The organism is Tropicibacter alexandrii (genome assembly GCF_003667315.2).
GTDB classification, from domain to species: Bacteria; Pseudomonadota; Alphaproteobacteria; order Rhodobacterales; family Rhodobacteraceae; genus Tropicibacter; species Tropicibacter alexandrii.
On record NZ_RCTZ02000006.1, the window covers coordinates 57,826 to 83,375 of the forward strand.

Here is a 25,550-nt window from a genome sequence, read left to right on the forward strand (position 1 = left end):
TGTGTTCACGGTTGAACGCATGTCACCGTTCGTCGGCAGAGAAAAGATGTTTTCCCGGCCTGTCGCGAATTTGCGCGGGATTGCGCTGATGCGTGTTGCCTGTGCAACGCAAGACCCCCCAGCCTTGGCCGAAATTCGGTTCTATTCTGTGTTGGCCAGCCCGCGGCGCGTTCGAACGAGCGTGTCTGTCGTGCTGCGTAGCGCCCAGTTCTTCACCGGAGGTTCGCGGAATGCCGCCAAACGGGGCGTCTGGGGCCTCGCGGCATTGCGTTGGCGGCATCGCGATCTCTAGGCTTCCAGTGATGTTGCCCTCACCGCCATAGGAACGCTGATATGATAAACATGCTGTCCTCTGTCTGGGCGCTCCTGCTGGGTATTGTGCTGATCATGCTTGGCAACGGGATGCATTTCACCCTGATGGGTCTGCGGGGCGGGATCGAGGGGTTCTCCTCTGCCGAACTGTCTATCGTGACCTCCGGGTATTTTCTGGGCTTCCTGTCCGGTGCGCGTTTCACCCCCGTCCTGATCCAGCGGGTGGGGCATGTGCGTGTCTTTGCGGCGCTGGGCAGCTTTATCTCTGCCGCCCTGATCGCCTTCACGCTTTGGGCAGAGCCGTGGACATGGACGATCCTGCGCATCATCATCGGCTTTTGCATGTCCGGGGTCTATGTCGTCGCGGAAAGCTGGCTGAACAACGCCACCACCAATGAAAATCGCGGCAAGATGCTGTCGGCCTACATGATTGCGCAGACGCTTGGCATCATCGGGGCGCAAGGCTTGCTGACGCTGGGGGACGCGGCCAATGCGGCGTTGTTTATCGGGGCCTCGATTCTGGTGTCGATCTCTTTCGCGCCGATCCTGCTGTCGATCCAGCCCGCGCCCGCCGTGACAGTTGCCAAGCCCGGTGGGCTCAAGGACCTGTTCGATGCCTCTCCGCTGGGCACGGTCGGGATTTTCCTGCTGGGCAGCGTTTATGCCAGCCAATCAGGGATGGGGGCGGTCTTCGGTAGCGAAATCGGCCTGAGCGCCAATCAGATCGCCCTGTTCGTGGCGATGCTGTTCGGCGGCGCGATTTTCATGCAACTGCCGATCGGCTGGCTGTCCGACCGGATCGATCGACGCAAGATTATCTGCGGCACGGCGTTTCTTGGCGCGCTGTCCTGCGGGCTGGGGATGATGGCGCAAGACCCGCCCAGCTGGCTGCTGGTCGATCCGCTGATCCCGATCATGGCGGCGGCGTTCCTCGCCGGGGGCATGACGACACCGCTTTATGCGCTTCTGCTGGCCTATACCAATGACAATGTGCCGGCCGAGGACATGCCCGCGATTTCCGGCGGTCTGGTCTTTACCTTCGGGCTTGGCGCAATCATCGGGCCGCTTGCCGTGGGGTTTGCCATGGATAGGGTCGGCCCGTTCGCGTTCTGGGCGGTGATCGGCGTGACCTTTTTGGCGATCACGCTTTACGGGCTGTACCGGATGTCCCAGTCCGAGGCGACGCCGGTGTCCGAGACGGACGCCTATGTCAATCTCGTGCCCTCGGCCTCGATCGTCGCGGTGGAAGACGCGACGAGCTGGGCCGCTGAAAATGCAGAGGCCGAGTAGCCCCTACATTCAAATCGGTGTCGTGGTGTCTTTGCCTCAGCCCATCAGGCCCCAGCCATCGGGGTGAAAGCCGTGCTCCAGCGCGAGGCGCGTGGCGACCTCTTCCCCGATCCAGATGCCATCGGCCGAGACGATCTGATCGGGCAGGGTGGCGGTCAGGTAGCCCTCTTTCTCGTCCCACTGGCAGTCATAGCCCTCGCGCGACAGCGCATCGGCCAGCGGACGCCAGTCGCTGTCCGCCGTGTCCGGGACAAGGAAGTAATCCACATCGGCCTCGTCCGGCAGGCCGTGCTGATCCTGAAGATCGGTGTAGACGGCCTGCGTTTCGGCCCGCTGCGCGGCAAAGTCATGGGACATGATGCGTCACGCGCTTTCGGGTTCGTTGGCGACATCGGTCGCGGGTTCGCCTGCGGCGTCCTGCTCGGCCAGCCAGCGTTCCGCTTCCAAGGCGGCCATGCAGCCCATCCCGGCGGAGGTAACGGCCTGACGGTACTTGTGATCGGTCAGGTCGCCCGCAGCAAAGACGCCGGGGATCGAGGTTTCGGTGCTGTCGGGCTTGGTCACGACATAGCCGCCCATATGGGTTTCCAGCACGTCCTTGACCAACTCGTTGGCAGGCGCGTGGCCGATGGCGACGAAGACACCGGCGCAGTCGATCTGGCTGATCTCGCCGGTCTTGACGTTCTTGACCTTCACGCCGGTCACGCCCTTGGGCATGTCGTCGCCGATGACTTCCTCAAGCTGGTGGAACCAGAGCGTCTCGATCTTGTCGTGCTTCAGCAGCCGATCCTGAAGGATCTTTTCGGCGCGCAGCTCGTCACGGCGGTGGATCAGCGTCACCTTGGACGCGAAGTTGGTCAGGAACAGCGCCTCTTCGACCGCGGTATTGCCACCGCCGATCACGACAATCTCTTTGCCGCGATAGAAGAAGCCGTCGCAGGTGGCGCAGGCGCTGACGCCAAAGCCCTTGAACGCCTCCTCGGACGGAAGGCCCAGCCATTTCGCCCGCGCACCTGTGGCAAGGATCACCGCGTCGGCGGTGTAGGTCGTGCCACTGTCGCCGTGGGCGACGAAGGGGCGCGTGTCGAGGTCGAGCTTGTTGATGATGTCGCCGATGATCTCGGTGCCCATGGCGCGGGCATGGGCCTCCATGTTGACCATCAGGTCGGGGCCTTGGATTTCAGTGTGGCCGGGCCAGTTCTCGACCTCGGTGGTGGTGGTCAGCTGGCCGCCGGGTTCGATCCCCTGCACGAGGATCGGCTCCAGCATGGCGCGGCTGGCATAGACGCCGGCGGTGTAGCCGGCCGGACCAGAGCCGATGATGAGGACCTTGGTGTGGCGCGTGTCGGACATGTTCCGGCTCCTGAATGTGTATCTTGGTTTCCCCTTGGATATAGGAACCGGAGGGGTAGGTGCAATCGGCACCGCGATGCACGTCCTTGCATCGCAGGAGCGTTAAGATTATTGCGCAATTGCGAAAGATTATTGCGCGTGCGTCGCGCAATGGTATAACAATCGGCAAAACAAGGCAGAGGAGAAGCCCGATGGCGCAACACCGGCTGGACGAGATCGACCGCAAGATCCTGGCCGAACTGCAGGCGGACGGGCGTATGACCAATGTCGAACTGGCCAAGCGGGTCGGAATCTCTGCTCCGCCCTGCCTGCGCCGGGTCCGCGTGCTGGAGGAGCAGGGCTTTATCCGGGGGTATCACGCCGACGTGGATTCGCGGGCATTGGGCTTCGAGGTGCAGGTCTTCGTGATGGTCGGCCTGCAAAGTCAGGCCGAGGCAGACCTGTCGGCCTTCGAGGCGCGCTGCCGCGCGTGGTCGCTGGTCCGGGAGTGTCACATGCTGAACGGCGAGGTGGATTTCATCCTCAAATGCGTGGCGCCGGACTTGTCGACCTTCCAGTCCTTCCTGACCGGCGACCTGCTGACCGCGCCGAACGTGGCCAGCGTCAAGACGTCGCTGGTGATCCGCGGGGCCAAGGACGAACCCGGCGTGCCCTTCGACATCCTCGAGGAACGCCTGAGCCGGTCTGCGTGACCTTGGGTAGGATGGGTTTGAACCCATCCTACTGCGATCATTACGTATCCAGAAGCGAGTCGATCACTTCGCGCTGGGTGCGCGTAAGGCTGACCTGCCCGAAATCATCGAGGCTGGTCACGTTCGGGAACATCGACAGGAACAGCGCCCGCATGTTCTGACCCAAGGCCTGCCCCACGGTCTTGCCGGGATGGTAGGTTTCCATCTCGATGCCGCCGACCTCGATCAGCGTGTGACGCTGCACCATCAAGTGGTACAGTTGCACCGTGCCGCCCGGTGTCACCGGCAGAAAGCGGTCGCCGTCCTCGTAGTCATGGACCGGAGCCAGCACCGCTTCCTGTCCCAGCAGGCGTCGGAGCTTTTCGTGGCGCACGACAAGGCGCGCGGCCGGTCCGACGAGCACATCCATGGACGGCTTGCCGAAACCGAACGCATCGGCGGTGATCCGTGTCAGCCCCGCAAGCGAGGTCTGTTCGCTCGAGCGTCCCGGCACATAGCTGGTCGAGCCGATCCACGTCACGGGTTGCGATCCGTTGGCCGTCACGACGTAGTCGCCGGGCATCAGGTCCTCGATCGCGACGGCGCCGTTCACGGTCTGGATCAGCGTGCCCCGGGCAAAGGCGCTGGCCGCTTCCTCGAAGATCGGGGTGGCCGGGGCGACATGGGTCTTGAAGCTGACGGTCAGGTCGGGCAGCAGCGCTGCGGCCTCGTATTTGCGCATCAACGACCCGGGGCGTCGGGCGGGGACATCACCGGTTTCCGGCGCGCGGCGCGGCGGGATCGGCTGGGTCAATGCATTTTCGGCAAGAAGGCCGGGGCGGAGACTGGTCATGTGGGTACCCTCTAATGAAGGTCACATCCGTGCTGGCCCCCACCAACAACGACAGAAGGACTTTGGAACTGGTCGCAACTTTCTGCTGCCCACAGTTAAGCCCTTGTTCTCGGCTTGCGTCAAAATCCGCGGAGTTCCGCCGGTCAGACATGAAAAATCCGCCCGGATGGGGCGGATTGTCTGCGGTTGGGCGACGTCTTTGCCACATTTGCGCCGGTCGGCACCGATTCGGCGGCATTGTTGATGGCAGGGAAATCTGCCCGGGACGGCTTAGCTCGCGCGCTTGAGCGGCGCTTGCGGCTGCGCCTCGGCCTTGCGGCGGGCGATCATCGCGGCGCGGGGCGCGCCCCGCTCGAAAGGCATGCGGATCTCGGTGGCCTTGGCGGAGTCGCTGATCGACTTGATGAACCGGGTTTTCATGTTGTCATCCTCTGCTCGGGCTTGCTGCCTGTCGTGAAGATGAAATTGGCGGTCAATTGGGGCAGGCTTGTGACGGTAATGGGATAATGCTGCGTCACGCCCCTGATTGTTTCCGCGCCGTCAGAGACGGATCGCGGCGATCAACCGCCCGTAATCGGCCTCTTTCAGATGCGTCGCGCGACGGTAGGAATAGAACCGCTCCGGGTCCGAATAGGTGCAGTGCCGCGTCCATTCCGCCTCGACACCGGCGGCGCGCAGGCGCGCGAGGCCGAAGGCGGGCAGGTCGAACAGCATCCGGTCGCCGTCGCCATTGCCAAAGAACCGCGCATTGCCCGGATCGTCGGCCATGAAGTCGTCGAAGAACTCCGGTCCGACCTCGTAGGCACGCTGGCTGATGGTCGGGCCGATCACGGCCCGGATGCTGTCGCGTTTGGCGCCGAGGGCGAGCATCGCCTCGACCGTCGCTTCGAGCACGCCATCGACGGCCCCGCGCCAGCCCGCATGGGCTGCGCCGATCACGCCAGCCTCCGGGTCGCCGAACAGCACCGGCTGGCAATCCGCCGTGAGCACCGACAGCGCGATTCCCGGCGTGGCGGTGACCAGCGCATCGGCCTTGGGGGCGGTGCCGTCATGCGGGCCGCTGACGGTCACGACATCGGGCGAATGCACCTGATGCACGCCGACCAGTTGCGCGGAGTCGACCTCCATCGCGCTGGCCACGCGGGCGCGGTTGATCTGCACGATCTCGGATTGGTCCGAGGACCCCGCCCCGCAATTCAGCCCGGAAAAGATGCCCGATGACGCGCCGCCGCGCCGGGTAAAGAACCCGTGGCGGAAGGCGGAAAGACTGTCCGAGGTGATGATTTCCAGTGTCATGCGGGCCTATGGTTCCAGCCCCGGCGGCGGCGAAGCGCCCTCGGGGTAAAGGGCAAGTGTCTTGAATACCGAACCCATTTCCTGCGGGTGCGTCAACCGTCGATGTGCGGCAACATGGCTTTGCAGCGCGTCACCGCGCAGATCCCGCGCCAGCGCCTGCGCGCGCTGCGTGATGCCCAGCCGTTCCAGAAAGACGCCTTGGGGTGTCAGGCGGCTGTGGCGGGCAGGGGCAGCGGCCTGTGCGAGGGCTTCGAAATCCACATGCGCGGTCAGATCGGCCTCACCGGGGGAGGCCAAAGGATCGACGCTTTCATGGGCTTTCAGCGCCTGAAACGTGTCGCCAAGGCTGCGCCAGTCGCCATAGTCGATGATCAGCGCCGCCCCCCCGTGAGCGGCAATGCGTGCGCCGATCTCGGCGGCGATGGCCTGCGCCGGGGCACAGGTTTCGACCAGATCGCCGTCCTGCGTATCGTCGAGCCGGTGGGTCAGGGCGGTTTGCGGACTGGCATCGGACAGGCCCAGCGTCAGCCGCGCGTCCTGAAGGCCCACGACCCGCTCTCGCCACCCCGCGCCGTCGCGTTGGAACTGCCGGATCGGCAAGGCGTCGAAGAATTCGTTCGCCACGAGGTATAGCGGCAGGTCGGGCAGGGTCTCGACGCTGTCCTGCCAGATGGCCCCGGGCACCCGGTGTGCCTGCGCGTCGCGCAGGACCGGGGAGGTCTCGACCAGATGTACCTGAGCCGCGTCGTGAAACCCGGGCACGCCTGCGGTGGCGCGCAGGATGTCGGCCATCAGGGTGCCACGCCCGGGGCCGAGTTCTGCCAGCGCAAAGCGGAAAGGCGCGCCCTGATCCAGCCATGCCTGCGCAAGGCTCAGTCCGATCAGCTCGCCGAACATCTGGCTGATTTCCGGCGCGGTGGTGAAATCACCTGCCGCGCCCAGCGGGTCGCGGGTGATATAGTAGCCATGCTGCGGGTGGCTGAGGCACAGGGTCATATATTCGGCCAGCGGCATCGGGCCGGTGGCCTTGATCTGTGCCGTGATGATGTCGGCCAGCGCGGTCATCGGCGTGCCCGGAGGATCAGGACGAGGCCGATCAGGATCATCGGCAGCGACAGGATCTGGCCTTGGGTCAGGCCGTAGCCGCCCAGATGCAGGGCAAGGCCCAGCGGATTGCCTTCGGAGACGAATTGCGCGTCGGGCTGGCGGAAGAACTCGACGATGAAGCGCGCAACGCCATAGCCACCGATGAAGGTGCCCGCGATCAGGCCGGGGGTCTTGAGCGCGCCGCGCCTCAGGAGCACCAGCAGGATCAGGCCGAGGGCGAGACCTTCGAGACCGGCCTCGTAGAGCTGGCTGGGGTGGCGGGCGCAGAGCTCGCCCAGCGGCTGGCCGCAATCCTGCGCGCGCTCGCCGGGAAAGATCACGGCCCAGGGCGCGTCCGAGGGTCGGCCCCAGAGTTCGGCATTGATGAAATTCGCAAGCCGCCCGAGCAGCAGACCGGGCGGGGTGGCCAGCGCCATCATGTCGGCGGTGGGCAGTCTTGGCACGCCCTGCCGCCCGGTCCAGACCCAAGCGGCAAGGACAACCCCCAACAGCCCGCCATGGAAGGACATGCCGCCGCGCCAAATCATGAAGATCTCTGCCGGGTTTTGCAGGTAGTAGCCCGGGTGGTAGAACAGCACGATGCCCAGCCTGCCGCCAAGGATGACGCCGAGGATGACCCAAGTGACGAGGTCTTCGAGCTGTGCGCGGGTCATGGGGGCGGTGTCGCCCGGCCACAAGGTGGGGCGGCTGATGACGCGGCGGGCAATGGCCCAGCCGATCAGGATGCCCGCGATATAGGCCAGCGCATACCAGCGCAGGGCGAACTCCATGCCGAAAAGGCTGATGGAAAACAGTTCGGGCGAAAGGTTCGGGAAGGGGATGACAGCCTGCATGCGTCCTGTTGCCTCTGGTTATCGGGGGAAGTCAACCTTGAGGAATTGTGTCGTGACGCCCATATAGGCTGTGAACGCAAAGGTGGAGTGACCCATGCAAACGCGCAACAAGGTTTTCGACGATATTTCCCAACTGATGACGAATGCCATGGGCGTGGCGCAGGGCGCCCGCACAGAGGCGGAGAACGCGATGAAGGGGCTGGTGGATCGCTGGCTGGCCGATCGCGATTTCGTCACGCGCGAGGAATTCGACGCGGTTCGTGCCATGGCGCAGAAGGCGCGCGAGGAAAACGCGGCGCTGCTGGCGCGGATCGAGGCGCTGGAGAACAAATAAGCGGCAGGCCGGCGGGAGGCTCTGTTCCGGCTTCGCCGAAAAGCGCCCCCCCACCGGCCCGTGCCGCTTTGGTGCATCTGTCGAGGTTGGATGGGACCCCGGGCCGTGGCAGTCGGTCCGGGGTCGTTTTCGTCACTTCTTCTTCGGTGCGTTCCACGGCACGCAGGCGAGGTGGCCCTTGACGAAGGTCAGGCGCTTCATCGGGTCCTTGCAGGTCAGGTAGCTGTAATTGCCGGAGTAGTAGTGCCAGCCGGGGGTGTAGCAATTGTGCTTGTCACAGATGCTGTATTTGCCCGCAGCACTGGCCGACACGGTCGAGGCGGCCAGCAGGAATGCGCCCGCAAGGGCGGTCTTGATAATGGTCATTGAAATTCTCCCAAGGTTGAAAGTGACCTCACTGTAGCCGATTCGCTGCATTTGGGGAGAGTCGGTTAATCGCCCTGCCACCAGAGGTCGGCCTCTTGCGGCGAAAGGGCCGTGGCGAGGCCGATGCCGATCAACCGGGTCGGCGCCGGGTCACTGGGGCGTATGTCGATGGTCGGCCCGACGCAATGGATTTCCCAACAGCCCGCGCCGGGGGCGGGCAGCCAACCCTTCAGCCGGAAGAGGCCGGGGGGCCGTGCCGCGAGATGCGCACGCAGGGCAGAGAGGTCCATCGGTGCGGCCGTTGTCGTGGTCCAGCTGCGATAGGCCGGGTGCGGGGCAGAGACTTGCCGTGGGGTGGTGATCGGGCGCAGGCCCAGAAGCAGCGGCGCTGGGTCGGTTAGCGTGTCCAGCCCGGTCGTGCCGGGCAAGGCGGCGGTCTTGGTCGTCAGAACCAGATCGGCCATGTCCCGTTGGGCGCGGATCTGCGGGCCGATCTGGGGATCGGTGGACAAGGTGTCCCAAGTCAGCCCGTCGACAAGCGTCACGGTGCCGCCATGGGCGAGGTCCGGCTCGGTCAGGGCGGCTTGCGCGATGCGGGCCGGATCTCCGATGCCGGAGGCCTCGATCAGCAGATGGTCGGGGCGCTCTGGTCGGTCGAGCACGTCGCCGATGGCCATGAACAGGTCTGCCCCCATGGTACAGCAGACGCAGCCATTGGTCAGCTCGATCCGGTCCTCGGTCGCCGTCTTCAGCAGTTGCGCGTCGATGTTGACGGCACCGAAATCGTTGACCAGTACCATCAGGCGCAAACCGTGATCCCCGGCCAGAAGGCGGTTGATCAGCGTGGTCTTGCCCGCGCCGAGATAGCCGCCGATGACGGTCAGGGGCAGGCGGCTCATGTGCGGAAGATTGTCCCGCCCAGAACCGTGCCCTTGACGGTGATGTCGCGCAGGTCGGGCGTGGTCAGCGGGCAGGCATCCAGCAGCGCGAAATCCGCGCGCTTGCCGGGGGTGATCGAGCCGATCTCGGCGTCCAACCCAAGGCTGTGGGCCGGTCCCATGGTGATCGCGTGCAGCGCCTGACCGCGGGTGATGCGCTGCGCGGCGCCCAACGTGCGGCCTGACATGGTCTTGCGTGTCTCGGCGCACCACGCGGTAAACAGCGGCCCGAGCGGCGTCACCGGCGCGTCGGAATGGATCGAAAGGCCGACCCCGGCATCCAGCGCGGCGCGGCAGGCGTCCATGCGGGCGGCGCGGGTCTCACCTATGGTCAGGGCGGCGTGCTGGTCGCCGAAATACCAGATGTGGTTGGCAAAGAGGTTGACGCAAAGGTCAAGCTCGCGCGCCCGCGCGAATTGCGCGGCATCCATCATCTGGGCGTGCTGCAGCACATGGCGCAGACCGGGACGGGGATGGGCGGCCTTGGCCTGAGCCAGCGCCTCGATCGTGACCTCGGAGGCCTCGTCGCCGTTGACGTGGATATGCATGGGCAGACCGGCGCGCTGCATTTCAAGGCAGAGCGCGCGGATCTGGTCGGGGGCGGTGTTCCAGATCCCGTTGGGCTGGCCGCCGACATAGCCGGGCCAGCGCACCCGCGCCGTCCACCCTTGGATCGAGCCGTCGGTCATGATCTTGACCGCGCCCATGCGCAGCTTGTCGGTGGAGTGCGCGCGCAATGTCAGAGCGCGCGCCGAGATGGTCTCGGGCGCAGCATTCGCGCCGAGCGCGGGCACCAGCCGCAGCGGGAAATCGTCGGCGCCGGTCAGGGCCAGCAACCGCGCGAGGTCACGTTCCTCCATCGTCGAATAGAGATCCGTCGCGGTGGTCACGCCCGCCCGGTTGCAGACCTGCGCATAGCTTTTGACGGCGTCATCGGTCATCGACAGCGCGCGGAAATCGGCGCCGAGGCGGCGCATCAGCGGGAACATCGCCGCCATTTCCTGCAACTCGCCGGTGGGTTCGCCATCGGTGCCCTTGACCACGCCCTCGGCATTGGTGTGGGCGCCATAGCCGACCATGTCGAGCGCGACGGAATTGGCGCAGAGCAGGTGGAAGTTCGAGAACATGACCATGATGGCACGGGTCGTGCTGACCTGATCGAGATGCACCTTGGACAGCCTTTCGCCCGGCAGAAAGATCGGGTCGAGGCCCCAAGCCACCAAGGGCTGGCCTTCGGGCAGCTGCGCCTCTTGGTCCTTGAGGCGGGCCACCACGGCGTCCAGCGTGGACAGGCCGGACCAGAGCTTGCCGTTCGGGTCGGCGCGGTCGTGATACCCCGCATAGACGTATTGCCACATGGCCCCGGCCATCATGTGGGCGTGCCCCTCGACGAAGCCGGGGGCAAGGATGCAGTCCGACAAACTGTCATCGTGGCGGACCGCACCCCATTGATCGGCGCAGGACGCATCGCCCAAGGCGAGGATGCGCCCGTCTTTTACCGCGACGTGGGTTGCCTGCGGCTGATCCGGGTCGAGCGTGACGATTTTCTGCGCGGAAAACACGGTGATGGCGGTCATGGGCACCTCTGGACTTGTGGCCAAAGGCGTAAACTGGGCTTGTTCCGTGATAAAATGTTTTTACTGTGCGAGTAAGAATTAGAAAATGTGGTTATGCCATGAACCTGACACTGAAGCAGATGCGCTATGTCACGGCGGTTTTGCACAAGGGGTCGATCGCCCGGGCGGCGCAGGGCCTGAACATCTCGCAAAGCTCGATCGTCGCGGCCATCGACCAGATCGAGGCCGAGCTGGGCCAGCAACTGTTCCGGCGCATTCCGGCCAGAGGGCTAGTGGCGACCGATCTGGGGGCGAGCGTCGGGGCGCGGCTGGAGGCGTTTCTGGATGAGGCGCGTGTGCTGGAATCCGATCTGCTCAGCATGACGGGGCGGCCCGCGGGCGTGCTGCGCATGGGCTGTTATGCCCCCACCGCCCCGCATGTCCTTCCAACGATCCTCAAGGCGATCCGGGCGGATTTCCCCGATATCCGCATTGAACTGAAAGAGGGGGACATGCACCGCATCAACCAGATGCTGGCCGAGGGAGAGGTGGATGTGGCCTTGACCTATCGCCGTGAAACTCCCGAAAAACAGCCCTTCGAGGCGATGTTTCGCGCGCCGCCTTGGGCGCTCTTGCCTTGGCCCTCGCCGCTTGCAGAGCATGGCACCGTCTCGCTGGAGGAACTGTCGAGGCTGCCGATGATCCTGCTCGATCTGCCGGGAACGCGCCGCTATTTCAAAGGCCTGTTCGAGAATGCGGGTCTTGGGGTCGATGTGGCCCATACCACCAAGTCAAGCCTTGTGCTGCGCGGGCTGGTCGGGGCCGGGTTCGGGTTCTCGCTGCTCAATATCTGTGGTGTGCAGGATCGGGACGGCTCCAGCGGCTATATCGCGCGTCCCATCCGGGGCGAAATAGACAGTCCGCGTTTTGGAGTCGCCTACACGGCGGCCTCGGCAAAATCGGCGCTGGTCCAGTCGGTTCTGTCGACCTGCCGTGAAATTGCGCAACGCGGGGCCTTTGCGTCGCTGTTGTTGGCAGAGCCTGAAAGCACCACAAAGTAATCTTTCCGGGAACAGAAAACACTGTTTTCTGTAGTTACGTGCGTGGCTAGGCTTTGGGTAACAACAAAAGCAACCGGGAGAAGACGATGACTATTGTGACGCGCGCCTTGCGGGCGGCGGCGCTTTGCGCCACGGCCCTGACCTCCACCGCAGTGATGGCCCCGGCGGCCTTTGCCGATGGCAGCCTGATCATCGCCTCGTCGCAGGTGCCGCGTCACCTGAACGGTGCAGTGCAATCGGGGATCGCCACCGGTGTGCCCTCGACCCAGATATTCGCCTCGCCGCTGCGCTATGACGAGAACTGGGAGCCGCAGCCCTATCTTGCCGAAAGCTGGACCGTGGCCGAGGACGGTCTGAGCGTCACCCTGAACCTCGTCGAGGGCGCGACGTTCCATGACGGGCAGCCCATCACCTCGGAGGATGTGGCCTTTTCGATCATGACGACGAAGGCAAACCACCCCTTCCAGTCGATGTTCGCCCCGGTCGAAACGGTCGAGACCCCCGATCCGAACACGGCCGTGATCCGGCTCAGCCAGCCGCATCCCGCGCTTTTGCTGGCCCTTTCGCCCGCGCTGTCGCCGGTGATCCCGAAACACATTTACGGTGACGGTCAGGACATCAAATCGCATCCGGCGAACTCTGCGCCCGTCGGTTCCGGCCCCTTCCTGCTGGAGGAATTCAATCCCGGCGAAAGCATCGTGCTGAAGAAGAACCCGAATTTCTTCATCGAGAACCGCCCCGTGCTGGATGAGATCATCATCCGCATCATCAAGGACCCGTCCGCCCTGTTGATCGCTATGGAGAACGGCGAGGCGGACATGTATCCGTTCATGGCCGGGTCGCAGGAAATCCGCCGTCTGGAAAAGGTCGACACACTCGCCATCACGGATCAGGGCTATGCGGGCATCGGCCCGATCAACTGGCTGGCCTTCAACACGAAATCCGAAAAGCTGAGCGATGTTCGGGTGCGGCAGGCGATCGCCTATGCGGTCGATCGCGACTTCATCACCAAGGCGCTGCATCGCGGGGTGTCGCAGGTGCAGCGGTCGCCGATCATCGAAAGCTCGCCGTTCTTCGATGCCTCGATCCCGGCCTATGACGTCGATCTGGACAAGGCCAACGCGCTGATGGCCGAGGCGGGCTATGCCGACGGGATGGAGCTGACCGTGGATTACATCCCCGGTCCCAAGGAGCAGCAGCAAAGCGTCGCCGAATACCTGAAATCCCAGCTCAAGAAGATCGGGATCGATGTGACGGTCCGCGCCGCGCCGGATTTCCCGACTTGGGCGGGCCGTGTCAGCGGCCACGACTTCGACATGACGATGGACCTTGTGTTCAACTGGGGCGATCCGGTGATCGGCGTCCACCGCACCTACCTATGCTCGAACATCGTGCAGGGGGTGATCTGGTCCAACACGCAGAGCTATTGCAACGAGCGGGTCGACGAGATCCTGAACAAGGCCGCGGTCGAGATGGATGCAGAGGCGCGCAAGGCGCTGTATGCCGAGTTCCAGCAGATCGTGGCGCAGGACATGCCGGTCTACTGGATCAATGCGACGCCCTATCATACCGCCTATGACACCCGGCTTCGGAATGTGCCCGTGGGGATCTGGGGCACCATGCACCCGATGGACACGGTTTCCTGGGGCGAGTGATGCGCGCGCAAAAGTCTTGCAAGACTTTTGCAAGGCCCTTCGAAGGGCCTTGCACCTCGAGGGGTAAGTGATGGGCAGTTTTCTGGCCAGGCGCATCTTTTACGGCGCGCTCCTGATGCTGGGAGTCGTCGTCCTCAACTTCTTCCTGATCCGGCTCGCGCCGGGCGACCCGGCGGTGGTGATCGCGGGGGAGATGGGCGGGGCGACCGAAGAGGTCCTTGAGGCGATCCGCATCGATTACGGTCTGGACAAGCCTTTGCCGGTGCAATTGGGCATCTACCTTGGCAACGTGTTGCGCGGGGACTTGGGCGAGAGCTTCTTTTTCAACCAGCCGGTCGTCGATCTGATTGGCCAGCGCATCGGGCCGACGATCCTGCTGGTCGTCGCGGCACAGGTGCTGTCGATCGTCGTCGGGATCTTCCTTGGTGTGCTGGCGGCACGCAAGCCGAACGGCGCCATGAGCGCCTTTGTTTCGGTGTTCGCGACCATCGGCTATGCGGTGCCGGTGTTCTGGACCGGGATCATGCTGATCATCCTGTTTGCAAGCGTTCTGCCCGTCTTCCCCGTCGAGGGCATGTCGAGCGTCAAGCTGCGCGAGGCGGCGTGGTACATCAAAGTGCTGGATGTCCTGCACCACCTCGTATTGCCAGCCGTGACCCTTGCCGTGATCTACCTTGCGCAATATGCCCGGCTGTCGCGCGCCTCGATGCTGGAGGTCTTGGGGGCAGACTATATCCGGACGGCCCGTGCCAAGGGTGCCAAGGAGCGGACCGTCCTGTTTCGGCATGCGCTGCGCAACGCCGCGCTGCCGATCCTGACCGTGGCCGGGCTGCAATTCGGCAACCTGATCTCTGGTGCGTTGCTGGTCGAAACCGTGTTCAACTGGCCCGGCATGGGGCGGCTGGCCTTCGATTCCATCCTGCGGCGGGATTATCCGACGATCATGGGGGTGTTGTTCTTTGCCTCTGCGATGGTGGTCGTCGCCAATATCCTGACCGATCTCAGCTATCGTCTGGCGGACCCCCGGCTGCGGGGGCGCGCATGATCGCGTGTCGCATCCTGTGGCATCTGTCGGAGTGGGGGCCAGCCCCCACACCCCCGAGGTATTTGGGGACCAAAGAAGGGGCGGACGCATGAAGGACCCGACCCCGCGCGCGATGATCGGGCGTGCCGCACGCGCCCCCAAGGCCGAGAGCCCCGGTCGCGAGGCATGGCGGATGTTTCGCCGCAATATCCCGGCGGTGTGCGGGCTGCTGATCCTGATATGCATCGTTCTGGCGGTGCTCTACGGCACCTTGTTCTACGGCGGTGATCCGTTCGAGATCGTCTGGGCGCCGCATGAGCCGCCCGGTGTGACGCCGGAGTTTCCGCTTGGCACCGATTATCTGGGGCGCAACATCTTGGCCGGGCTTCTGGCCGGGGGCGGGCCGACCTTGGCCGTCGGTGCCGCGGCGGCGGTTATCACCATGGGGATCGGCATCAGCCTTGGAGCACTGGCTGGGTATTTCGGGGGATGGGTGGACAACCTGTTGATGCGGATCACGGAATTCTTTCAGGTCTTGCCCGCTTTGTTGTTCGCCATGGTTCTGGTCACGCTGTTTTCGCCGTCCCTGTGGACCATCGCCATCGCCATCGGCGTGGTCAGCTGGCCGCAGACCGCGCGTCTGACTCGGGCCGAGTTCCTGAAGATCAAGCAACTGGAATACGTCACCGCCGCCCGCGCCATCGGCGCGCAGGATGGGCGGATCATGTGGACGGTGATCCTGCCCAATGCCGCACCGCCGCTGATCGTTTCGGCGACGCTGACCGTCGGGGTGGCGATCCTGTTCGAGGCCGGACTTTCCTTTTTGGGTCTTGGCGATCCCAACGTCATGAGCTGGGGCCTGATGATCGGGGCGAACCGGGATTATATTCTGGATGCGTGGTGGCCCGTGACCTTTCCCGGCCTTGCGATTTTCCTGACGGTCTTCGCCGTGTCGCTGATCGGTGACGGTCTGAACGACGCCTTCAATCCGAAGTTGAGGTCGCGATGAGCCTTCTGGAAATCGACGCGCTCAAGGTCACGTTCCAGACCCGCCACGGCGCGGTGACGGCTTTGGACGGCGTGTCGTTGACGTTGAACGCGCAAGAGACCCTGTGTGTCGTGGGTGAGTCGGGCTGTGGCAAGTCGATCACCGCGCTGAGCACCATGGGACTGATCCCGATGCCGCCGGGGCGCATCGTCGGGGGCGCGATCCGTCTGAACAGCGAGGATCTGACGAAAGCGTCCGAGGCGCGCATGCGCGCCCTGCGCGGGGCCGAGATCGCGATGATCTTTCAGGAGCCGATGACGTCGCTCAACCCGGTCTTTACCGTGGGCGACCAGATCGCCGAGGCCATCCTGCTGCATCAGGACGTGACGCGCGATGCGGCGTGGAACGCCGCCGTGGCGTTGCTGGACCGGGTCGGCATTCCATCGGCGGCCGAGCGTGCCAAGGCCTACCCGCATGAATTGTCGGGCGGGATGCGTCAACGGGTGATGATCGCCATGGCGGTGTCGTGTCGTCCCAAGGTGCTGATCGCGGATGAACCGACCACGGCCTTGGATGTTACGGTGCAGGCGCAGATCTTTGATCTGCTCAACGAGATCCAGCGCGATTTCGGGGCGGCGATCCTGATGATCACGCATGACATGGGGGCCGTCAGCGAAATGGCGGATCGGGTCGCCGTCATGTATGCGGGCCGGGTGATCGAAGAGGGCTTGGCCGATGACGTGCTGGACCATCCGCGCCACCCGTATACGCGGGGGCTGATCGGCTGCATCCCCTCGCTCGACCATGCCGGTGCGCTCAAGGAAATCCCCGGCGTCGTGCCGCCGCTGCACCTGCTGGGGGAAGGCTGTTCCTTTGCCGAGAGATGCGACTTTGCCCGGCAAACCTGCCGGGCGCGGCAGCCTGTCCTGCGCGGCGCGGCGCACCGCGTCGCCTGTTTCGGTGCACAGGAGGGCTGGGCATGAGCCTGATGGAAGTCCGCGACCTGCGGGTCGATTTTGCCCTGCCACGTCCCCGCCCCTTTGCGCCGCGACCGGTGTTGCAGGCGGTGCGCGGTGTCAGCTTTGACGTCGCCGAAGGGCGGGCGCTGGGCCTCGTCGGCGAAAGCGGCTCTGGCAAGACGACCACGGCGATGGCGGCAATCCGGCTGGAAGAGGCCACGGGCGGGCAGGTGTTGTTTCGCGGCGATGACCTGTTGAAACTCTCACCCGACCGGATGCGGGCCCGGCGCGGTGAAATCCAGCTGATCTTTCAGGACCCGTATTCCTCGCTGAACCCGCGTGCCCGGGTGGGCGACATCGTGCGCGAACCGCTCGACCTGCTTGCCATGGGCACACGGAAGGACCGCGAGTCCCGGGTGCGCGAACTGTTCGCCCGTGTCGGTCTGCGCGAGGATCAGCTTGGTCTCTTTCCTCACCAGTTCTCTGGCGGGCAGCGCCAGCGCATCTCGATCGCCCGGGCGCTGGCGCCGGGGCCGAAGCTTTTGGTCTGCGACGAGCCGGTATCGGCGCTCGATGTCGCGATACAGGCGCAGATCCTGAACCTTTTGGCCGAACTCAAGGCGGAAATGGGCCTTGCCTACCTGTTCATCAGCCACGATCTGGGCGTGGTCCGCCATGTCTGTGACGATGTCGCGGTGATGTATCTCGGCCAGATCGTCGAGATCGCCCCGGCCGAGGCCGTGTTCGCTGGGGCGCGCCACCCCTATACACAGGCCTTGCTCTCGGCTGCGCCGAGCATGACCCGCCGCAAGTCCCGGGGTTTTCAGCGACCGATGGCGGTGAAGGGCGACCCGCCCAGCCCCACTGCCCCGCCTGCGGGCTGCGCGTTTTCCGCGCGCTGTCCCAAGGTGCAGGCGATCTGTCGCGACATCCCGCCCGTGCTCGAGGGAGGGCGGCACAAGGCGGCCTGCCACTTTCCGGGATAGGTGGGTGGGCCGGACCTTCGGCCCGGACGCTCTTGCTGCGCAAATCGCCCCACCCACCATCCCTTTGGGCGCTCTTGGTTTCTTCTTGGTGTAAATACCCCCGCCGGAGGCATCCGACCTTTCCGAGGGCGCAGCGACTGGCTATGTTTGCGCCAACAAGGGAGTATGCCATGTATCTGGGACTGGATCTGGGAACCTCGGGGCTGCGCGCCCTTCTGGTGGACGAGGCCGGAGCGCCGATCGCGTCGGAATCACATGCCTATGCGGGGGCACATCCGCATCCCGGCTGGTCCGAGCAGGACCCGGCCCATTGGGTTGCTGCGGTCGATCTCGTGCTGGGCAAACTCAAGGCGGACCACCCCGAGCGGATGGCCGCCATGCGCGGGATCGGTGTGTCCGGTCACATGCACGGAGCGACCCTGCTGGATGCCGCCGGGGAGGTCTTGCGCCCCTGCATCCTATGGAACGACACGCGCAGTTTCGAGGAGGCCGCCGAACTGGATGCCATCGACGGGGTGCGTGCCCTGTCGGGCAACATCGTCTTCCCGGGTTTCACGGCGCCCAAGTTGCTATGGGTGAAACGCAACGAACCCGAGGTCTTCGAGAAGGTGGCCAAGGTCCTGTTGCCCGCCGCCTACATGAATTTCTTCCTGACCGCGTCGTATTTCGCCGACATGTCCGACAGTGCCGGCACATCGTGGCTGGATGTGGGCGCGCGGGACTGGTCGGATACGCTGCTGGCGGCGGGGGACATGCGCGCCGACCAGATGCCGGATCTCGTCGAGGGGTGCGAGGTTGGCGGCACCTTGCGTCCCGATCTGGCCGACCGTTGGGGGATGCCCGCATCCTGCGTCGTGGTTGGCGGGGCAGGGGACAATGCTGCGGCCGCCTGCGGTGTGGGCGCGATGAGCGAGGGGACTGGCTTCGTCAGTCTTGGTACCTCCGGCGTTCTGCTGACCGGGCGCGATGGCTACGCGCCCTTGCCGGAAAGCGCGGTGCATACGTTCTGCCACGCCGTGCCCGGGCAGTGGTATCAGATGGGGGTGATCCTTGCGGCGACCGACAGCCTGAACTGGCTGAGCCGCATCACCGGAACCAAGCCCGCCGATCTGGCCAGCGAACTGGATGAAGTCAACGGCCCGTCATCGCTGCGCTTTCTGCCGTACCTGTCGGGCGAACGCACGCCGCATAATGACAGCGCCATCCGTGGCGCCTTCCTGAACCTCGAAGTGGCGCATGAGCGCCGCGACATGACGCAGGCGGTGATGGAAGGCGTGGCCTTTGCGCTGCGCGACAGCGCCGAGGCGCTGCGCTCGACCGGTGCCGATCTGCAAAGCCTGCTGGCGATTGGCGGCGGGGCTGCCTCGCGCTTTTGGGTGCAAACGATCGCCACGCTTCTGGACACCCCGCTGGACTTGCCGGAGGCGGGCGATTTTGGTGCCGCTTTGGGCGCGGCGCGTCTGGCGATGGTCGGCTCGGGCGCGGGCAGCGTGGACGACATCATGACCCGGCCCGCCGTGGCCGAGACGATCGAGCCTGTCGCCGACCTGCGCACCGCCTATGAGGACGCCTACCAGCGGTGGCGTGAGATTTACCCGGGAGTGAGGACCCTAAAATGACTACAGGATTTTTCGACGGCATCGACAAGGTGCGCTATGAGGGGCCGGACAGCGACAACCCGCTGGCCTATCGGCACTACAACCCCGACGAGGTCATCCTTGGCAAGCGGATGGAGGAGCACCTGCGCTTTGCCTGCGCGTGGTGGCATTCCTTCGCGTGGGAAGGTGGCGACCCGTTCGGCGGGCTGACGTTCGAACGTCCGTGGCACCCGCAGGACAGCATGGCCAATGCAAAGCTGAAAGCCGACGTGGCGCTCGAGATGTTCGACATCCTCGGCCAGCCGTTCTTCTGCTGGCACGATGCTGACCTGCGGCCCGAGCAGGGCAGCTATGGCGAGAACCTCGCGACGCTGGACGAGATCACCGACTATATCGGTGCCGGGATGGAAGGGCGCGATCTGGGCTGCCTTTGGGGCACGGCCAACATGTTCAGCCATCGGCGCTGGATGGCGGGCGCATCGACCAACCCGGATCCGGAGGTCTTTGCCTATGCTGCGGCGACCGTCAAAGGCTGCATGGACGCGACCATGAAGCTGGGCGGCCAGAACTACGTCCTGTGGGGCGGGCGCGAAGGCTATGAGACGCTGTTGAACACCGATATGGGGCAGGAACTGGACCATATGGGGCGCTTCCTGAGCATGGTCGTCGATTACAAGCACAAGATCGGCTTCAAGGGCACGATCCTTGTCGAACCCAAACCGCAGGAACCCTCCAAGCACCAGTACGACTATGACGCGGCGACCTGCATCGGGTTCCTGCGCAAGTATGGCTTGGAAAACGAGGTGAAGCTGAACCTCGAACAAGGCCATGCGATCCTGGCCGGGCATTCGTTCGAGCATGAACTGGCGGTCGCGGCTTCCGAGGGGATGCTGGGCAGCATCGACATGAACCGCAACGACTACCAGTCGGGCTGGGATACGGACCAGTTTCCGAACAACGTGCCCGAGGTGGCGCTGGCCTATTATCATGTGCTGAAGGCCGGTGGGTTCGACACGGGCGGTACGAACTTCGACGCCAAACTGCGGCGGCAGTCGATCGACCCGGTTGACCTGATTGCGGGGCATGTGGGCGGCATGGATGTCTGCGCGCGCGGTCTGAAGGCGGCGGCTGCCATGCTGGAGGATGGCGGTCTGGAAGATGCCTTGGCAGGGCGCTATGCCGATTGGCAGACCGAGCGCGGACAAGGCATTCTGGCGTCCGATCTGGAAAGCTTGCAGGCGCAGGTTCTGCGAGAGGGTCTCGACCCGCAGCCCCGCTCCGGTCGCCAAGAGCGCCTTGAGAATTACGTCAACCGGTTCGTCTAGGGCAGACTTGGGTAGGATGGGTGATCACCCATCCTACTTCAGGTGCGTGCGGGGATGAGCTGTTGCACGACGCCGACCGAGATCAGGTAGACCGAGGTCGCGATCAGCCCCCAATGCGCCCAGCTTTCCGGATGGAACTCGACCCATGCCGCCCATCCGGCAAAGAAGGTCCATGCCAGTGCAATCGGCAACGACACGCTGCGCCAGCGTTCGGTCCGCACCGGGTGGATGAATTTCAGCGGCAGGAACATCGCCACCGCCAGCACGGCGACCAGCCCGAGGATGACCCAGAAATCCGGCTCGACCGCGAACAGCACAAGGACCAACATGTTCCAGCATCCCGGAAAGCCCTGAAAGCTGTTATCCGTGGTCTTCATTCGGCTGTCGCAGAAATACATGGCGCTGGCGAACGTGATCACGATGATCGCGAACCAGCCCGTCCAGCCGGGCAAAAGCCCGCTCTGAAACAGCGCAAAAGCGGGAATGAAGACGTAGGTCAGGTAATCGATGATCAGGTCCAGCAGCACGCCGTCGAACCGAGGTGCGTTGGTCTTGACCTCGTATTTGCGCGCCAGAGGCCCGTCGATCCCGTCGACGATGAAGGCCACGACCAGCCAGAGGAACATCAGCGGCCATTTGCCTTCGGCGGCGGCCAGCATCGCCAGCATGGCAAACACGGCGCCCGTGGCGGTGAACAGGTGGACGAGCAGGGCTTGGGTCTGAATCTTCATCTGCCTGTCTTCGCCCATTTCCACTTTTTGTGCAATCAGCCTTCCGGCGGCAGGTCCCGCATCATGGGGGCCAGCGCCGCAAGATCATTGCCGAAGCCGTCAGCGATGTGATCGGCGGCGCGCAGGCGCACGTCGTCCGTCTTGTTCTGGTTCAGCTTGAAGACGCTTTGCACGTCGTCGACATGCAGGCGGAAGGGCAGGATCATGCGCAGCATGCGGTTCAATGCGTCGGGAGACATCTTGTCGAGCGTCCATGGTGATTTACCCGGAACCTGCGCCTCGAAAAACGCCGACTGGCGTTCGAGCATGTCGCGCATCGTGCCGGGGGGCAGCGCCTCCAGCCGGCCTGTCAGGTGGACCGTTGTGTAGTTCCATGTCGGAACCTGATCGTCGATCCCGTACCAATCGGGCGAGACATAGCCATCCGGGCCGTAGACCATCAGCGTCACAGGCCCGCCTGCCGCACAGATCGGGTTGGAGCGCAGCAGGTGCATGTCGGCGGTCTGCCCGTCCTCTGCCAGCAGGAAAGGCACGTGGCTCAGGATCGGCGCGGTGTCGGTCGAGGCACACAGCACGCCAAAGGCGCGCTTGCGGGCAAAGTCCAGCGCAAACCGACTGTCGGTCCGGCGAAAGATCGGTGTCGGATACATCTCACACCCGCAACTGCGTGGCCGTATGGCCGGTGATCCGCGCGGTGACGATCTGGCCCACGGGTTGGGCGGTGGCAAAGCTCACCTCGGTGAACTGTTCCGTCCGCCCCATCTCCGGGGATTCCATCAGGATGCGGTGTTCTTGCCCGGTCTGCGCGGCCAGATGGCGGGCCACGGCGGCATCGCCCGCCGCCCGCAACCGCGCGGCGCGGTCCTTGATCGTGGCGCCGTCGACCCGGTTCGGGATGCGTGCGGCGGGCGTGCTGGGACGCGCCGAATAGGGGAAGACGTGCAGCCAGGTCAGGTTGCAGTCCTCGACCAGCTTGAGCGAGTTTTCGAAATGCGCCTCGGTCTCGGTCGGGAAGCCGGCGATGATGTCGGCGCCAAAGGTGATGCCGGGGCGCAAGCGCCGCGCCTCTTCGGTAAAGCGGATGGCGTCGTCGCGCAGATGGCGGCGCTTCATCCGCTTCAGGATCAGGTCGTCCCCGTGCTGAAGCGACAGGTGCAGATGCGGCATCAGGCGCGGCTCGGTCGCGATTGCCGTCATCAGGTTGTCGTCGGCTTCGATCGAGTCGATGCTGCTGATGCGCAGACGCGGTACATCGGTCAGCCGCAGGATGCGCATGACCAGATCGCCAAGGCGCGGCTCTCCCGGCAGGTCTGCGCCCCAAGAGGTCAGATCGACCCCGGTCAGAACGACTTCGTTATAGCCCTGCTGCACAAGGCGCTTGATCTGATCGACCACGACCCCCGCGGGCACCGAGCGCGAATTGCCCCGGCCATAGGGAATGATGCAAAAGGTGCAGCGATGGTCACAGCCGTTCTGGACCTGCACATAGGCGCGGCTGCGCGTGCCGAAGCCGTCGATCAGGTGCCCGGCGGTTTCCGTCACCGACATGATGTCGTTGACCTGCACCTTTTCCGTCTCGCCGATGAAATCCGCGTTCAGACCGCGCCATGTCTCGGGCGCCATCTTCTCGGTGTTGCCGATGACGTGGTCGACCTCATCCATCGCGGCAAAGCTGTCGGGGTCGATCTGCGCGGCGCAGCCGGTGACGATTACGCGGGCATTCGGGTTGTCGCGGCGCAGGCGACGGATTTCCTTGCGCGCCTTGGCCACCGCCTCGTTTGTCACCGCACAGGTGTTGACGATCACGGCATTGTCGAGCCCCGCCTCGTCGGCGAGACGCTTCATCGCCTCGGTCTCATAGGCGTTCAGGCGGCAGCCCAGCGTGGTGAACTTGGGCGCGGTCATAGCGCGGCCAGCCATGCGGGCGTCAGCACGCCGGAAAAGACATGGGCGGTCGGGCCGGTCATCCAGACGCCATCCTCGCGCCAGTCCACATGTAGCGTGCCGCCGTCCAGATCGATGCGCACCTGCCGCCCGGTCAGGCCGCGCCGCGCGGCGGCCACGGCGGTCGCGCAGGAGGACGAGCCAGAGGCCAGCGTCAGCCCCGCGCCGCGCTCCCACACCCGCATCCGCAGGTGATCGGGGCCGATGACGCTGGCGACCTGCACATTGGTGCGCTGCGGATAAAGCGGGTGATGCTCATAGCGCGGGCCGAATTGCTCCAGCGGTACCGCCTCGGCATCGGGCACAAAAAAGGTGCAATGCGGGTTGCCCATGCCGGTTGCAGTGGGCGTCCCTTCGATCGGCAGTTCCAACGTGTCCATTTCCTCGGCCAGCGGAATCTCGTCCCACTTCAGCTGCGGAGGACCCATATTGACCGAGGTCAGCCCGCTCCCGGCATCGACGGCCGTCAGCGCGCCGCGATCCGTGGTGAGGGTCAGGCGGTCCTTGCCTGTCTCCTCCATCAGGAAACGCGCGATGCAGCGGGTGGCATTGCCGCAGGCGGCAGAGCCGCTGCCGTCGGAATTCAGGAACGTCAGATGAGCATCACCGGTGCCATGCCCGATCAGCGCCAACTGGTCAAAGCCCACACCCCTGTGCCGATCCGCCAGCGCCATGGCGAGAGCAGGCGTGACCTCGATCGGGGTCACACGGGTATCGATCACGACGAAGTCGTTCCCCAGCCCGTGCATTTTCATGAAGGGCACACCGGATTCGCGCAGTTGTTCCATGGCGCGGATATACGCCGCCGCAACGGGCCTTTAAAGGCCGGTTTGCAGGTCGCGCCGGGCCTTGGCGAAAAAGCGTGCGTTTTTTTCAGTTTTCCGCTTGACCCCCCCGCCCCCTCTGATTAGGAACCCGCTCACCGACGCAGCGGACACGCTGCCGACGGGACAGAGTGGGCCGTTAGCTCAGTTGGTAGAGCAACTGACTTTTAATCAGTGGGTCGCAGGTTCGAATCCTGCACGGCTCACCACTCTCCCTGAAAATTCATGGAATTCCGGGCCTCATCGCCCTTTGGACGCCCTGTATGCGAAGGGCTGTGCGCAGCACGTTTCCGCCACTCCTGCAAGTTGCGGAGGGGCAGGGGCGATAGTGCTCCTTCGCAGTCTTGGCTCGAAAGCCGGGGACGGTGGAAGCGCTGGACAAGATCGTGGGGCCGGGCGATGCTTTGGCCATGCGCGTCGTGATGATCCTTTTGCTATTGCTGGCGGCCTGCGGGCGCCCCTTGACCCCGTCGGAACGGGCCTATCTGGCCGACCTGCAAGGGGCGCAGACCAATCCCGAAAGAATTCGCATCGTCGACGGGCATTTTGCCGGGTCCGTGACCTACCGGATTCCGGTGCGTCCGCGCACCACCTGTCAGGAACGGATATGGCCGCCCATGGACGGGGCGCGCACCATCACCGTTGCACCCGCTGCCACGGTGCTGTTCAACACGGTCCTCGTGCGCGAAGACCTGTTCCGGGCGGATTTTCTGGACGGCTATCCCGATCGGGTCGACTTGCTGGACGCGATGCTGTTCGCGCATGAGATGACACATGTCTGGCAATGGCAGAACCGCGCGCGGACCGGCTATACCCCGCTCAAGGCCCTGCGCGAGCATGCCGGGCAGGCCGATCCGTACCTGTTCGACCCGGACAACACCCGTGGCTTTCTCGATTACGGGTACGAGCAGCAGGGCAGCATCGTCGAGGAATATGTCTGCTGTCGCCTGCTCGACCCCGAGGCGCCGCGCACGTCCCGCCTGCGCGACATGATCGGGCGTCACATGCCCATCCAGTCGCTGGACGATGCGCTGGACGCGCCCGAAATCCGCGTGCCTTGGCGCGGAGTGCAGACCGAGGGGATCTGCCGCTAGTCGGGCTCTGAGCGCTGGATCGATTGCAGGTAGGCGACGAGGTCGACCACCGGGCGTGAGGTCAGAACCGGCTGGCCCGAGGCGGATTTCAGCGGCACGTCGAACACGCCTTCGAAATAGTCGCCATAGACCGGCATGGGCGAGCCGTGGCTGACCAGTGGATCGCGCCCGTCAATGCGCTTGATCACGCGGATCAGGGGGAATTCACCGCCATTCTGCGCTGCCAACTCGGTCAGGTTGACCGGCTTGATCACCAACGCACCGGCCATCGGGCCTTCGCCGGTGGCTTCCAGCCCGTGGCAGGTGGCGCAGTGGGTGCGATAGAGCGCCGCGCCGATATCGGGGTCTTGGGCAAGGGCGGGGCTGGCGACCAGCATGGCCAAGGCAATCCATCGACGCATCACGTGATCCTCCTGAACGCTCCGCGTCAGGGTTGCACGCGCACGGCGCAG

27 protein-coding genes and 1 tRNA gene are annotated in these 25,550 nt (G+C 64.6%); 13 read left to right on the forward strand and 15 right to left on the reverse strand.

All coding sequences use genetic code 11. The features are described from left to right. The first annotated feature begins 333 nt into the window (after window positions 1-333). Entirely contained in the window at window positions 334-1,602 is a 1,269-nt protein-coding gene (locus tag D8Z78_RS09580; protein ID WP_121630628.1) for an MFS transporter, read from the forward strand. A 36-nt stretch (window positions 1,603-1,638) separates the two neighbouring features. Here D8Z78_RS09580 and D8Z78_RS09585 read toward each other — a convergent pair whose 3' ends face one another. Further along, a complete protein-coding gene (locus tag D8Z78_RS09585) occupies window positions 1,639-1,959 on the reverse strand; it encodes a ribonuclease E inhibitor RraB (RefSeq protein ID WP_121630627.1) in 321 nt (106 codons plus the stop codon). A gap of 6 nt (window positions 1,960-1,965) precedes the next feature. Then, complete coding sequence (gene trxB, locus D8Z78_RS09590) at window positions 1,966-2,955, reverse strand: thioredoxin-disulfide reductase (RefSeq protein WP_121630626.1); 990 nt, start codon at window positions 2,953-2,955, stop codon at window positions 1,966-1,968. Between the two features lie 191 nt (window positions 2,956-3,146). On the opposite strand from trxB, the gene D8Z78_RS09595 reads away from it, so the two are divergent. Further along, window positions 3,147-3,647 carry an Lrp/AsnC family transcriptional regulator gene (locus tag D8Z78_RS09595; RefSeq protein WP_121630625.1) on the forward strand — a complete coding sequence of 167 codons (501 nt, stop codon included), beginning with the start codon at window positions 3,147-3,149 and terminating at the stop codon, window positions 3,645-3,647. A gap of 40 nt (window positions 3,648-3,687) precedes the next feature. Here the strand turns inward: D8Z78_RS09595 and D8Z78_RS09600 are convergent, their stop codons facing one another. The 5 genes from D8Z78_RS09600 to lgt all read right to left on the reverse strand — a co-directional run bounded on the left by D8Z78_RS09600 (window position 3,688) and on the right by lgt (window position 7,715). Beyond that, the gene (locus D8Z78_RS09600) at window positions 3,688-4,479 is read right to left on the reverse strand and encodes a Hint domain-containing protein (protein WP_240672067.1); all 792 of its coding nucleotides are present in this window, start codon (window positions 4,477-4,479) and stop codon (window positions 3,688-3,690) included. Window positions 4,480-4,749: 270 nt separating this feature from the next. Beyond that, on the reverse strand, window positions 4,750-4,899 hold the full coding sequence (locus D8Z78_RS24590; protein ID WP_164932934.1) for a hypothetical protein: 150 nt from the start codon (window positions 4,897-4,899) through the stop codon (window positions 4,750-4,752). A 120-nt stretch (window positions 4,900-5,019) separates the two neighbouring features. Beyond that, on the reverse strand, window positions 5,020-5,775 hold the full coding sequence (gene pgeF / locus D8Z78_RS09605) for a peptidoglycan editing factor PgeF (protein ID WP_121630624.1): 756 nt from the start codon (window positions 5,773-5,775) through the stop codon (window positions 5,020-5,022). Between the two features lie 6 nt (window positions 5,776-5,781). Next, window positions 5,782-6,840 carry a class I SAM-dependent methyltransferase gene (locus D8Z78_RS09610; protein WP_121630623.1) on the reverse strand — a complete coding sequence of 353 codons (1,059 nt, stop codon included), beginning with the start codon at window positions 6,838-6,840 and terminating at the stop codon, window positions 5,782-5,784. Continuing rightward, the gene (gene lgt, locus D8Z78_RS09615; protein ID WP_121630622.1) at window positions 6,837-7,715 is read right to left on the reverse strand and encodes a prolipoprotein diacylglyceryl transferase; all 879 of its coding nucleotides are present in this window, start codon (window positions 7,713-7,715) and stop codon (window positions 6,837-6,839) included. Before lgt ends, D8Z78_RS09610 begins: the two co-directional genes overlap by 4 nt. 94 nt (window positions 7,716-7,809) lie before the next feature. On the opposite strand from lgt, the gene D8Z78_RS09620 reads away from it, so the two are divergent. Next, a complete protein-coding gene (locus tag D8Z78_RS09620; RefSeq protein WP_121630621.1) occupies window positions 7,810-8,049 on the forward strand; it encodes an accessory factor UbiK family protein in 240 nt (79 codons plus the stop codon). A 132-nt stretch (window positions 8,050-8,181) separates the two neighbouring features. Here D8Z78_RS09620 and D8Z78_RS09625 read toward each other — a convergent pair whose 3' ends face one another. The 3 genes from D8Z78_RS09625 to D8Z78_RS09635 all read right to left on the reverse strand — a co-directional run bounded on the left by D8Z78_RS09625 (window position 8,182) and on the right by D8Z78_RS09635 (window position 10,930). Next, window positions 8,182-8,415 carry a hypothetical protein gene (locus tag D8Z78_RS09625; RefSeq protein WP_121630620.1) on the reverse strand — a complete coding sequence of 78 codons (234 nt, stop codon included), beginning with the start codon at window positions 8,413-8,415 and terminating at the stop codon, window positions 8,182-8,184. Window positions 8,416-8,480: 65 nt separating this feature from the next. Beyond that, window positions 8,481-9,314: a CobW family GTP-binding protein gene (locus tag D8Z78_RS09630; RefSeq protein WP_121630619.1), complete on the reverse strand. Its 834-nt coding sequence runs from the start codon at window positions 9,312-9,314 to the stop codon at window positions 8,481-8,483. Next, window positions 9,311-10,930 (reverse strand): amidohydrolase, encoded by a 1,620-nt coding sequence (locus D8Z78_RS09635; protein ID WP_121630618.1) that lies wholly within the window; start codon window positions 10,928-10,930, stop codon window positions 9,311-9,313. The genes D8Z78_RS09630 and D8Z78_RS09635 overlap by 4 nt, the downstream gene beginning before the upstream one ends. Before the next feature lie 98 nt (window positions 10,931-11,028). On the opposite strand from D8Z78_RS09635, the gene D8Z78_RS09640 reads away from it, so the two are divergent. The 8 genes from D8Z78_RS09640 (at window position 11,029) to xylA (ending at window position 20,505) form a co-directional block, all read left to right on the forward strand. Beyond that, window positions 11,029-11,970: a LysR substrate-binding domain-containing protein gene (locus D8Z78_RS09640; protein WP_121630617.1), complete on the forward strand. Its 942-nt coding sequence runs from the start codon at window positions 11,029-11,031 to the stop codon at window positions 11,968-11,970. 86 nt (window positions 11,971-12,056) lie between these two features. Then, window positions 12,057-13,625, forward strand: coding sequence for an ABC transporter substrate-binding protein (locus D8Z78_RS09645; RefSeq protein WP_121630616.1), 1,569 nt, complete (start codon window positions 12,057-12,059; stop codon window positions 13,623-13,625). A 70-nt stretch (window positions 13,626-13,695) separates the two neighbouring features. Further along, window positions 13,696-14,670 (forward strand): ABC transporter permease, encoded by a 975-nt coding sequence (locus tag D8Z78_RS09650; protein ID WP_121630615.1) that lies wholly within the window; start codon window positions 13,696-13,698, stop codon window positions 14,668-14,670. Between the two features lie 88 nt (window positions 14,671-14,758). Beyond that, window positions 14,759-15,658: an ABC transporter permease gene (locus D8Z78_RS09655; protein WP_420824313.1), complete on the forward strand. Its 900-nt coding sequence runs from the start codon at window positions 14,759-14,761 to the stop codon at window positions 15,656-15,658. Next, complete coding sequence (locus D8Z78_RS09660; protein WP_121630614.1) at window positions 15,655-16,620, forward strand: ABC transporter ATP-binding protein; 966 nt, start codon at window positions 15,655-15,657, stop codon at window positions 16,618-16,620. The genes D8Z78_RS09655 and D8Z78_RS09660 overlap by 4 nt, the downstream gene beginning before the upstream one ends. Then, the gene (locus D8Z78_RS09665; RefSeq protein WP_121630613.1) at window positions 16,617-17,582 is read left to right on the forward strand and encodes an ABC transporter ATP-binding protein; all 966 of its coding nucleotides are present in this window, start codon (window positions 16,617-16,619) and stop codon (window positions 17,580-17,582) included. Before D8Z78_RS09660 ends, D8Z78_RS09665 begins: the two co-directional genes overlap by 4 nt. 170 nt (window positions 17,583-17,752) lie before the next feature. Continuing rightward, complete coding sequence (gene xylB, locus D8Z78_RS09670) at window positions 17,753-19,201, forward strand: xylulokinase (protein WP_121630612.1); 1,449 nt, start codon at window positions 17,753-17,755, stop codon at window positions 19,199-19,201. Then, complete coding sequence (gene xylA / locus D8Z78_RS09675; RefSeq protein ID WP_121630611.1) at window positions 19,198-20,505, forward strand: xylose isomerase; 1,308 nt, start codon at window positions 19,198-19,200, stop codon at window positions 20,503-20,505. The genes xylB and xylA overlap by 4 nt, the downstream gene beginning before the upstream one ends. Window positions 20,506-20,543: 38 nt before the next feature. On the opposite strand, the gene D8Z78_RS09680 is transcribed toward xylA, so the two are convergent. Genes D8Z78_RS09680 through dapF form a run of 4 tightly spaced genes read right to left on the reverse strand, consistent with a single transcriptional unit; the run spans window position 20,544 to window position 23,968 of the window. After that, window positions 20,544-21,236, reverse strand: a complete 693-nt coding sequence (locus D8Z78_RS09680; protein ID WP_121630670.1) for a CDP-alcohol phosphatidyltransferase family protein — start codon at window positions 21,234-21,236, stop codon at window positions 20,544-20,546. A gap of 35 nt (window positions 21,237-21,271) precedes the next feature. Next, window positions 21,272-21,886, reverse strand: coding sequence for an FMN-binding negative transcriptional regulator (locus D8Z78_RS09685; RefSeq protein ID WP_121630610.1), 615 nt, complete (start codon window positions 21,884-21,886; stop codon window positions 21,272-21,274). 1 nt (window position 21,887) lies between these two features. Then, window positions 21,888-23,141, reverse strand: coding sequence for a tRNA (N(6)-L-threonylcarbamoyladenosine(37)-C(2))-methylthiotransferase MtaB (gene mtaB / locus D8Z78_RS09690; protein WP_121630609.1), 1,254 nt, complete (start codon window positions 23,139-23,141; stop codon window positions 21,888-21,890). Next, on the reverse strand, window positions 23,138-23,968 hold the full coding sequence (gene dapF, locus D8Z78_RS09695; protein ID WP_206169663.1) for a diaminopimelate epimerase: 831 nt from the start codon (window positions 23,966-23,968) through the stop codon (window positions 23,138-23,140). Before dapF ends, mtaB begins: the two co-directional genes overlap by 4 nt. Before the next feature lie 169 nt (window positions 23,969-24,137). Here dapF and D8Z78_RS09700 point away from each other — a divergent pair. Further along, window positions 24,138-24,213 (forward strand) — tRNA-Lys (locus tag D8Z78_RS09700). Window positions 24,214-24,369: 156 nt separating this feature from the next. Continuing rightward, on the forward strand, window positions 24,370-25,098 hold the full coding sequence (locus tag D8Z78_RS09705) for a hypothetical protein (RefSeq protein WP_338064680.1): 729 nt from the start codon (window positions 24,370-24,372) through the stop codon (window positions 25,096-25,098). On the opposite strand, the gene D8Z78_RS09710 is transcribed toward D8Z78_RS09705, so the two are convergent. Continuing rightward, a complete protein-coding gene (locus D8Z78_RS09710) occupies window positions 25,095-25,499 on the reverse strand; it encodes a c-type cytochrome (protein WP_121630607.1) in 405 nt (134 codons plus the stop codon). The genes D8Z78_RS09705 and D8Z78_RS09710 overlap by 4 nt on opposite strands. Window positions 25,500-25,550: the final 51 nt, after the last annotated feature.

What these genes read in the sequence shown, in the direction of transcription:
- D8Z78_RS09595 (WP_121630625.1), top strand. Translation starts at nt 3,147, where the DNA reads ATGGCGCAACACCGGCTGGACGAGATCGACCGCAAGATCCTGGCCGAA.
- xylB (WP_121630612.1), top strand. Translation starts at nt 17,753, where the DNA reads ATGTATCTGGGACTGGATCTGGGAACCTCGGGGCTGCGCGCCCTTCTG.
- mtaB (WP_121630609.1), bottom strand. Translation starts at nt 23,141, where the DNA reads ATGACCGCGCCCAAGTTCACCACGCTGGGCTGCCGCCTGAACGCCTAT.
- pgeF (WP_121630624.1), bottom strand. Translation starts at nt 5,775, where the DNA reads ATGACACTGGAAATCATCACCTCGGACAGTCTTTCCGCCTTCCGCCAC.
- D8Z78_RS09655 (WP_420824313.1), top strand. Translation starts at nt 14,759, where the DNA reads ATGAAGGACCCGACCCCGCGCGCGATGATCGGGCGTGCCGCACGCGCC.
- D8Z78_RS09685 (WP_121630610.1), bottom strand. Translation starts at nt 21,886, where the DNA reads ATGTATCCGACACCGATCTTTCGCCGGACCGACAGTCGGTTTGCGCTG.
- D8Z78_RS09660 (WP_121630614.1), top strand. Translation starts at nt 15,655, where the DNA reads ATGAGCCTTCTGGAAATCGACGCGCTCAAGGTCACGTTCCAGACCCGC.
- D8Z78_RS09620 (WP_121630621.1), top strand. Translation starts at nt 7,810, where the DNA reads ATGCAAACGCGCAACAAGGTTTTCGACGATATTTCCCAACTGATGACG.
- xylA (WP_121630611.1), top strand. Translation starts at nt 19,198, where the DNA reads ATGACTACAGGATTTTTCGACGGCATCGACAAGGTGCGCTATGAGGGG.
- dapF (WP_206169663.1), bottom strand. Translation starts at nt 23,968, where the DNA reads ATGGAACAACTGCGCGAATCCGGTGTGCCCTTCATGAAAATGCACGGG.
- D8Z78_RS09610 (WP_121630623.1), bottom strand. Translation starts at nt 6,840, where the DNA reads ATGACCGCGCTGGCCGACATCATCACGGCACAGATCAAGGCCACCGGC.
- D8Z78_RS09625 (WP_121630620.1), bottom strand. Translation starts at nt 8,415, where the DNA reads ATGACCATTATCAAGACCGCCCTTGCGGGCGCATTCCTGCTGGCCGCC.
- D8Z78_RS09640 (WP_121630617.1), top strand. Translation starts at nt 11,029, where the DNA reads ATGAACCTGACACTGAAGCAGATGCGCTATGTCACGGCGGTTTTGCAC.
- D8Z78_RS09580 (WP_121630628.1), top strand. Translation starts at nt 334, where the DNA reads ATGATAAACATGCTGTCCTCTGTCTGGGCGCTCCTGCTGGGTATTGTG.
- D8Z78_RS24590 (WP_164932934.1), bottom strand. Translation starts at nt 4,899, where the DNA reads ATGAAAACCCGGTTCATCAAGTCGATCAGCGACTCCGCCAAGGCCACC.
- D8Z78_RS09710 (WP_121630607.1), bottom strand. Translation starts at nt 25,499, where the DNA reads ATGCGTCGATGGATTGCCTTGGCCATGCTGGTCGCCAGCCCCGCCCTT.
- D8Z78_RS09665 (WP_121630613.1), top strand. Translation starts at nt 16,617, where the DNA reads ATGAGCCTGATGGAAGTCCGCGACCTGCGGGTCGATTTTGCCCTGCCA.
- D8Z78_RS09645 (WP_121630616.1), top strand. Translation starts at nt 12,057, where the DNA reads ATGACTATTGTGACGCGCGCCTTGCGGGCGGCGGCGCTTTGCGCCACG.
- D8Z78_RS09600 (WP_240672067.1), bottom strand. Translation starts at nt 4,479, where the DNA reads ATGACCAGTCTCCGCCCCGGCCTTCTTGCCGAAAATGCATTGACCCAG.
- D8Z78_RS09680 (WP_121630670.1), bottom strand. Translation starts at nt 21,236, where the DNA reads ATGAAGATTCAGACCCAAGCCCTGCTCGTCCACCTGTTCACCGCCACG.
- D8Z78_RS09635 (WP_121630618.1), bottom strand. Translation starts at nt 10,930, where the DNA reads ATGACCGCCATCACCGTGTTTTCCGCGCAGAAAATCGTCACGCTCGAC.
- D8Z78_RS09585 (WP_121630627.1), bottom strand. Translation starts at nt 1,959, where the DNA reads ATGTCCCATGACTTTGCCGCGCAGCGGGCCGAAACGCAGGCCGTCTAC.
- lgt (WP_121630622.1), bottom strand. Translation starts at nt 7,715, where the DNA reads ATGCAGGCTGTCATCCCCTTCCCGAACCTTTCGCCCGAACTGTTTTCC.
- trxB (WP_121630626.1), bottom strand. Translation starts at nt 2,955, where the DNA reads ATGTCCGACACGCGCCACACCAAGGTCCTCATCATCGGCTCTGGTCCG.
- D8Z78_RS09630 (WP_121630619.1), bottom strand. Translation starts at nt 9,314, where the DNA reads ATGAGCCGCCTGCCCCTGACCGTCATCGGCGGCTATCTCGGCGCGGGC.
- D8Z78_RS09650 (WP_121630615.1), top strand. Translation starts at nt 13,696, where the DNA reads ATGGGCAGTTTTCTGGCCAGGCGCATCTTTTACGGCGCGCTCCTGATG.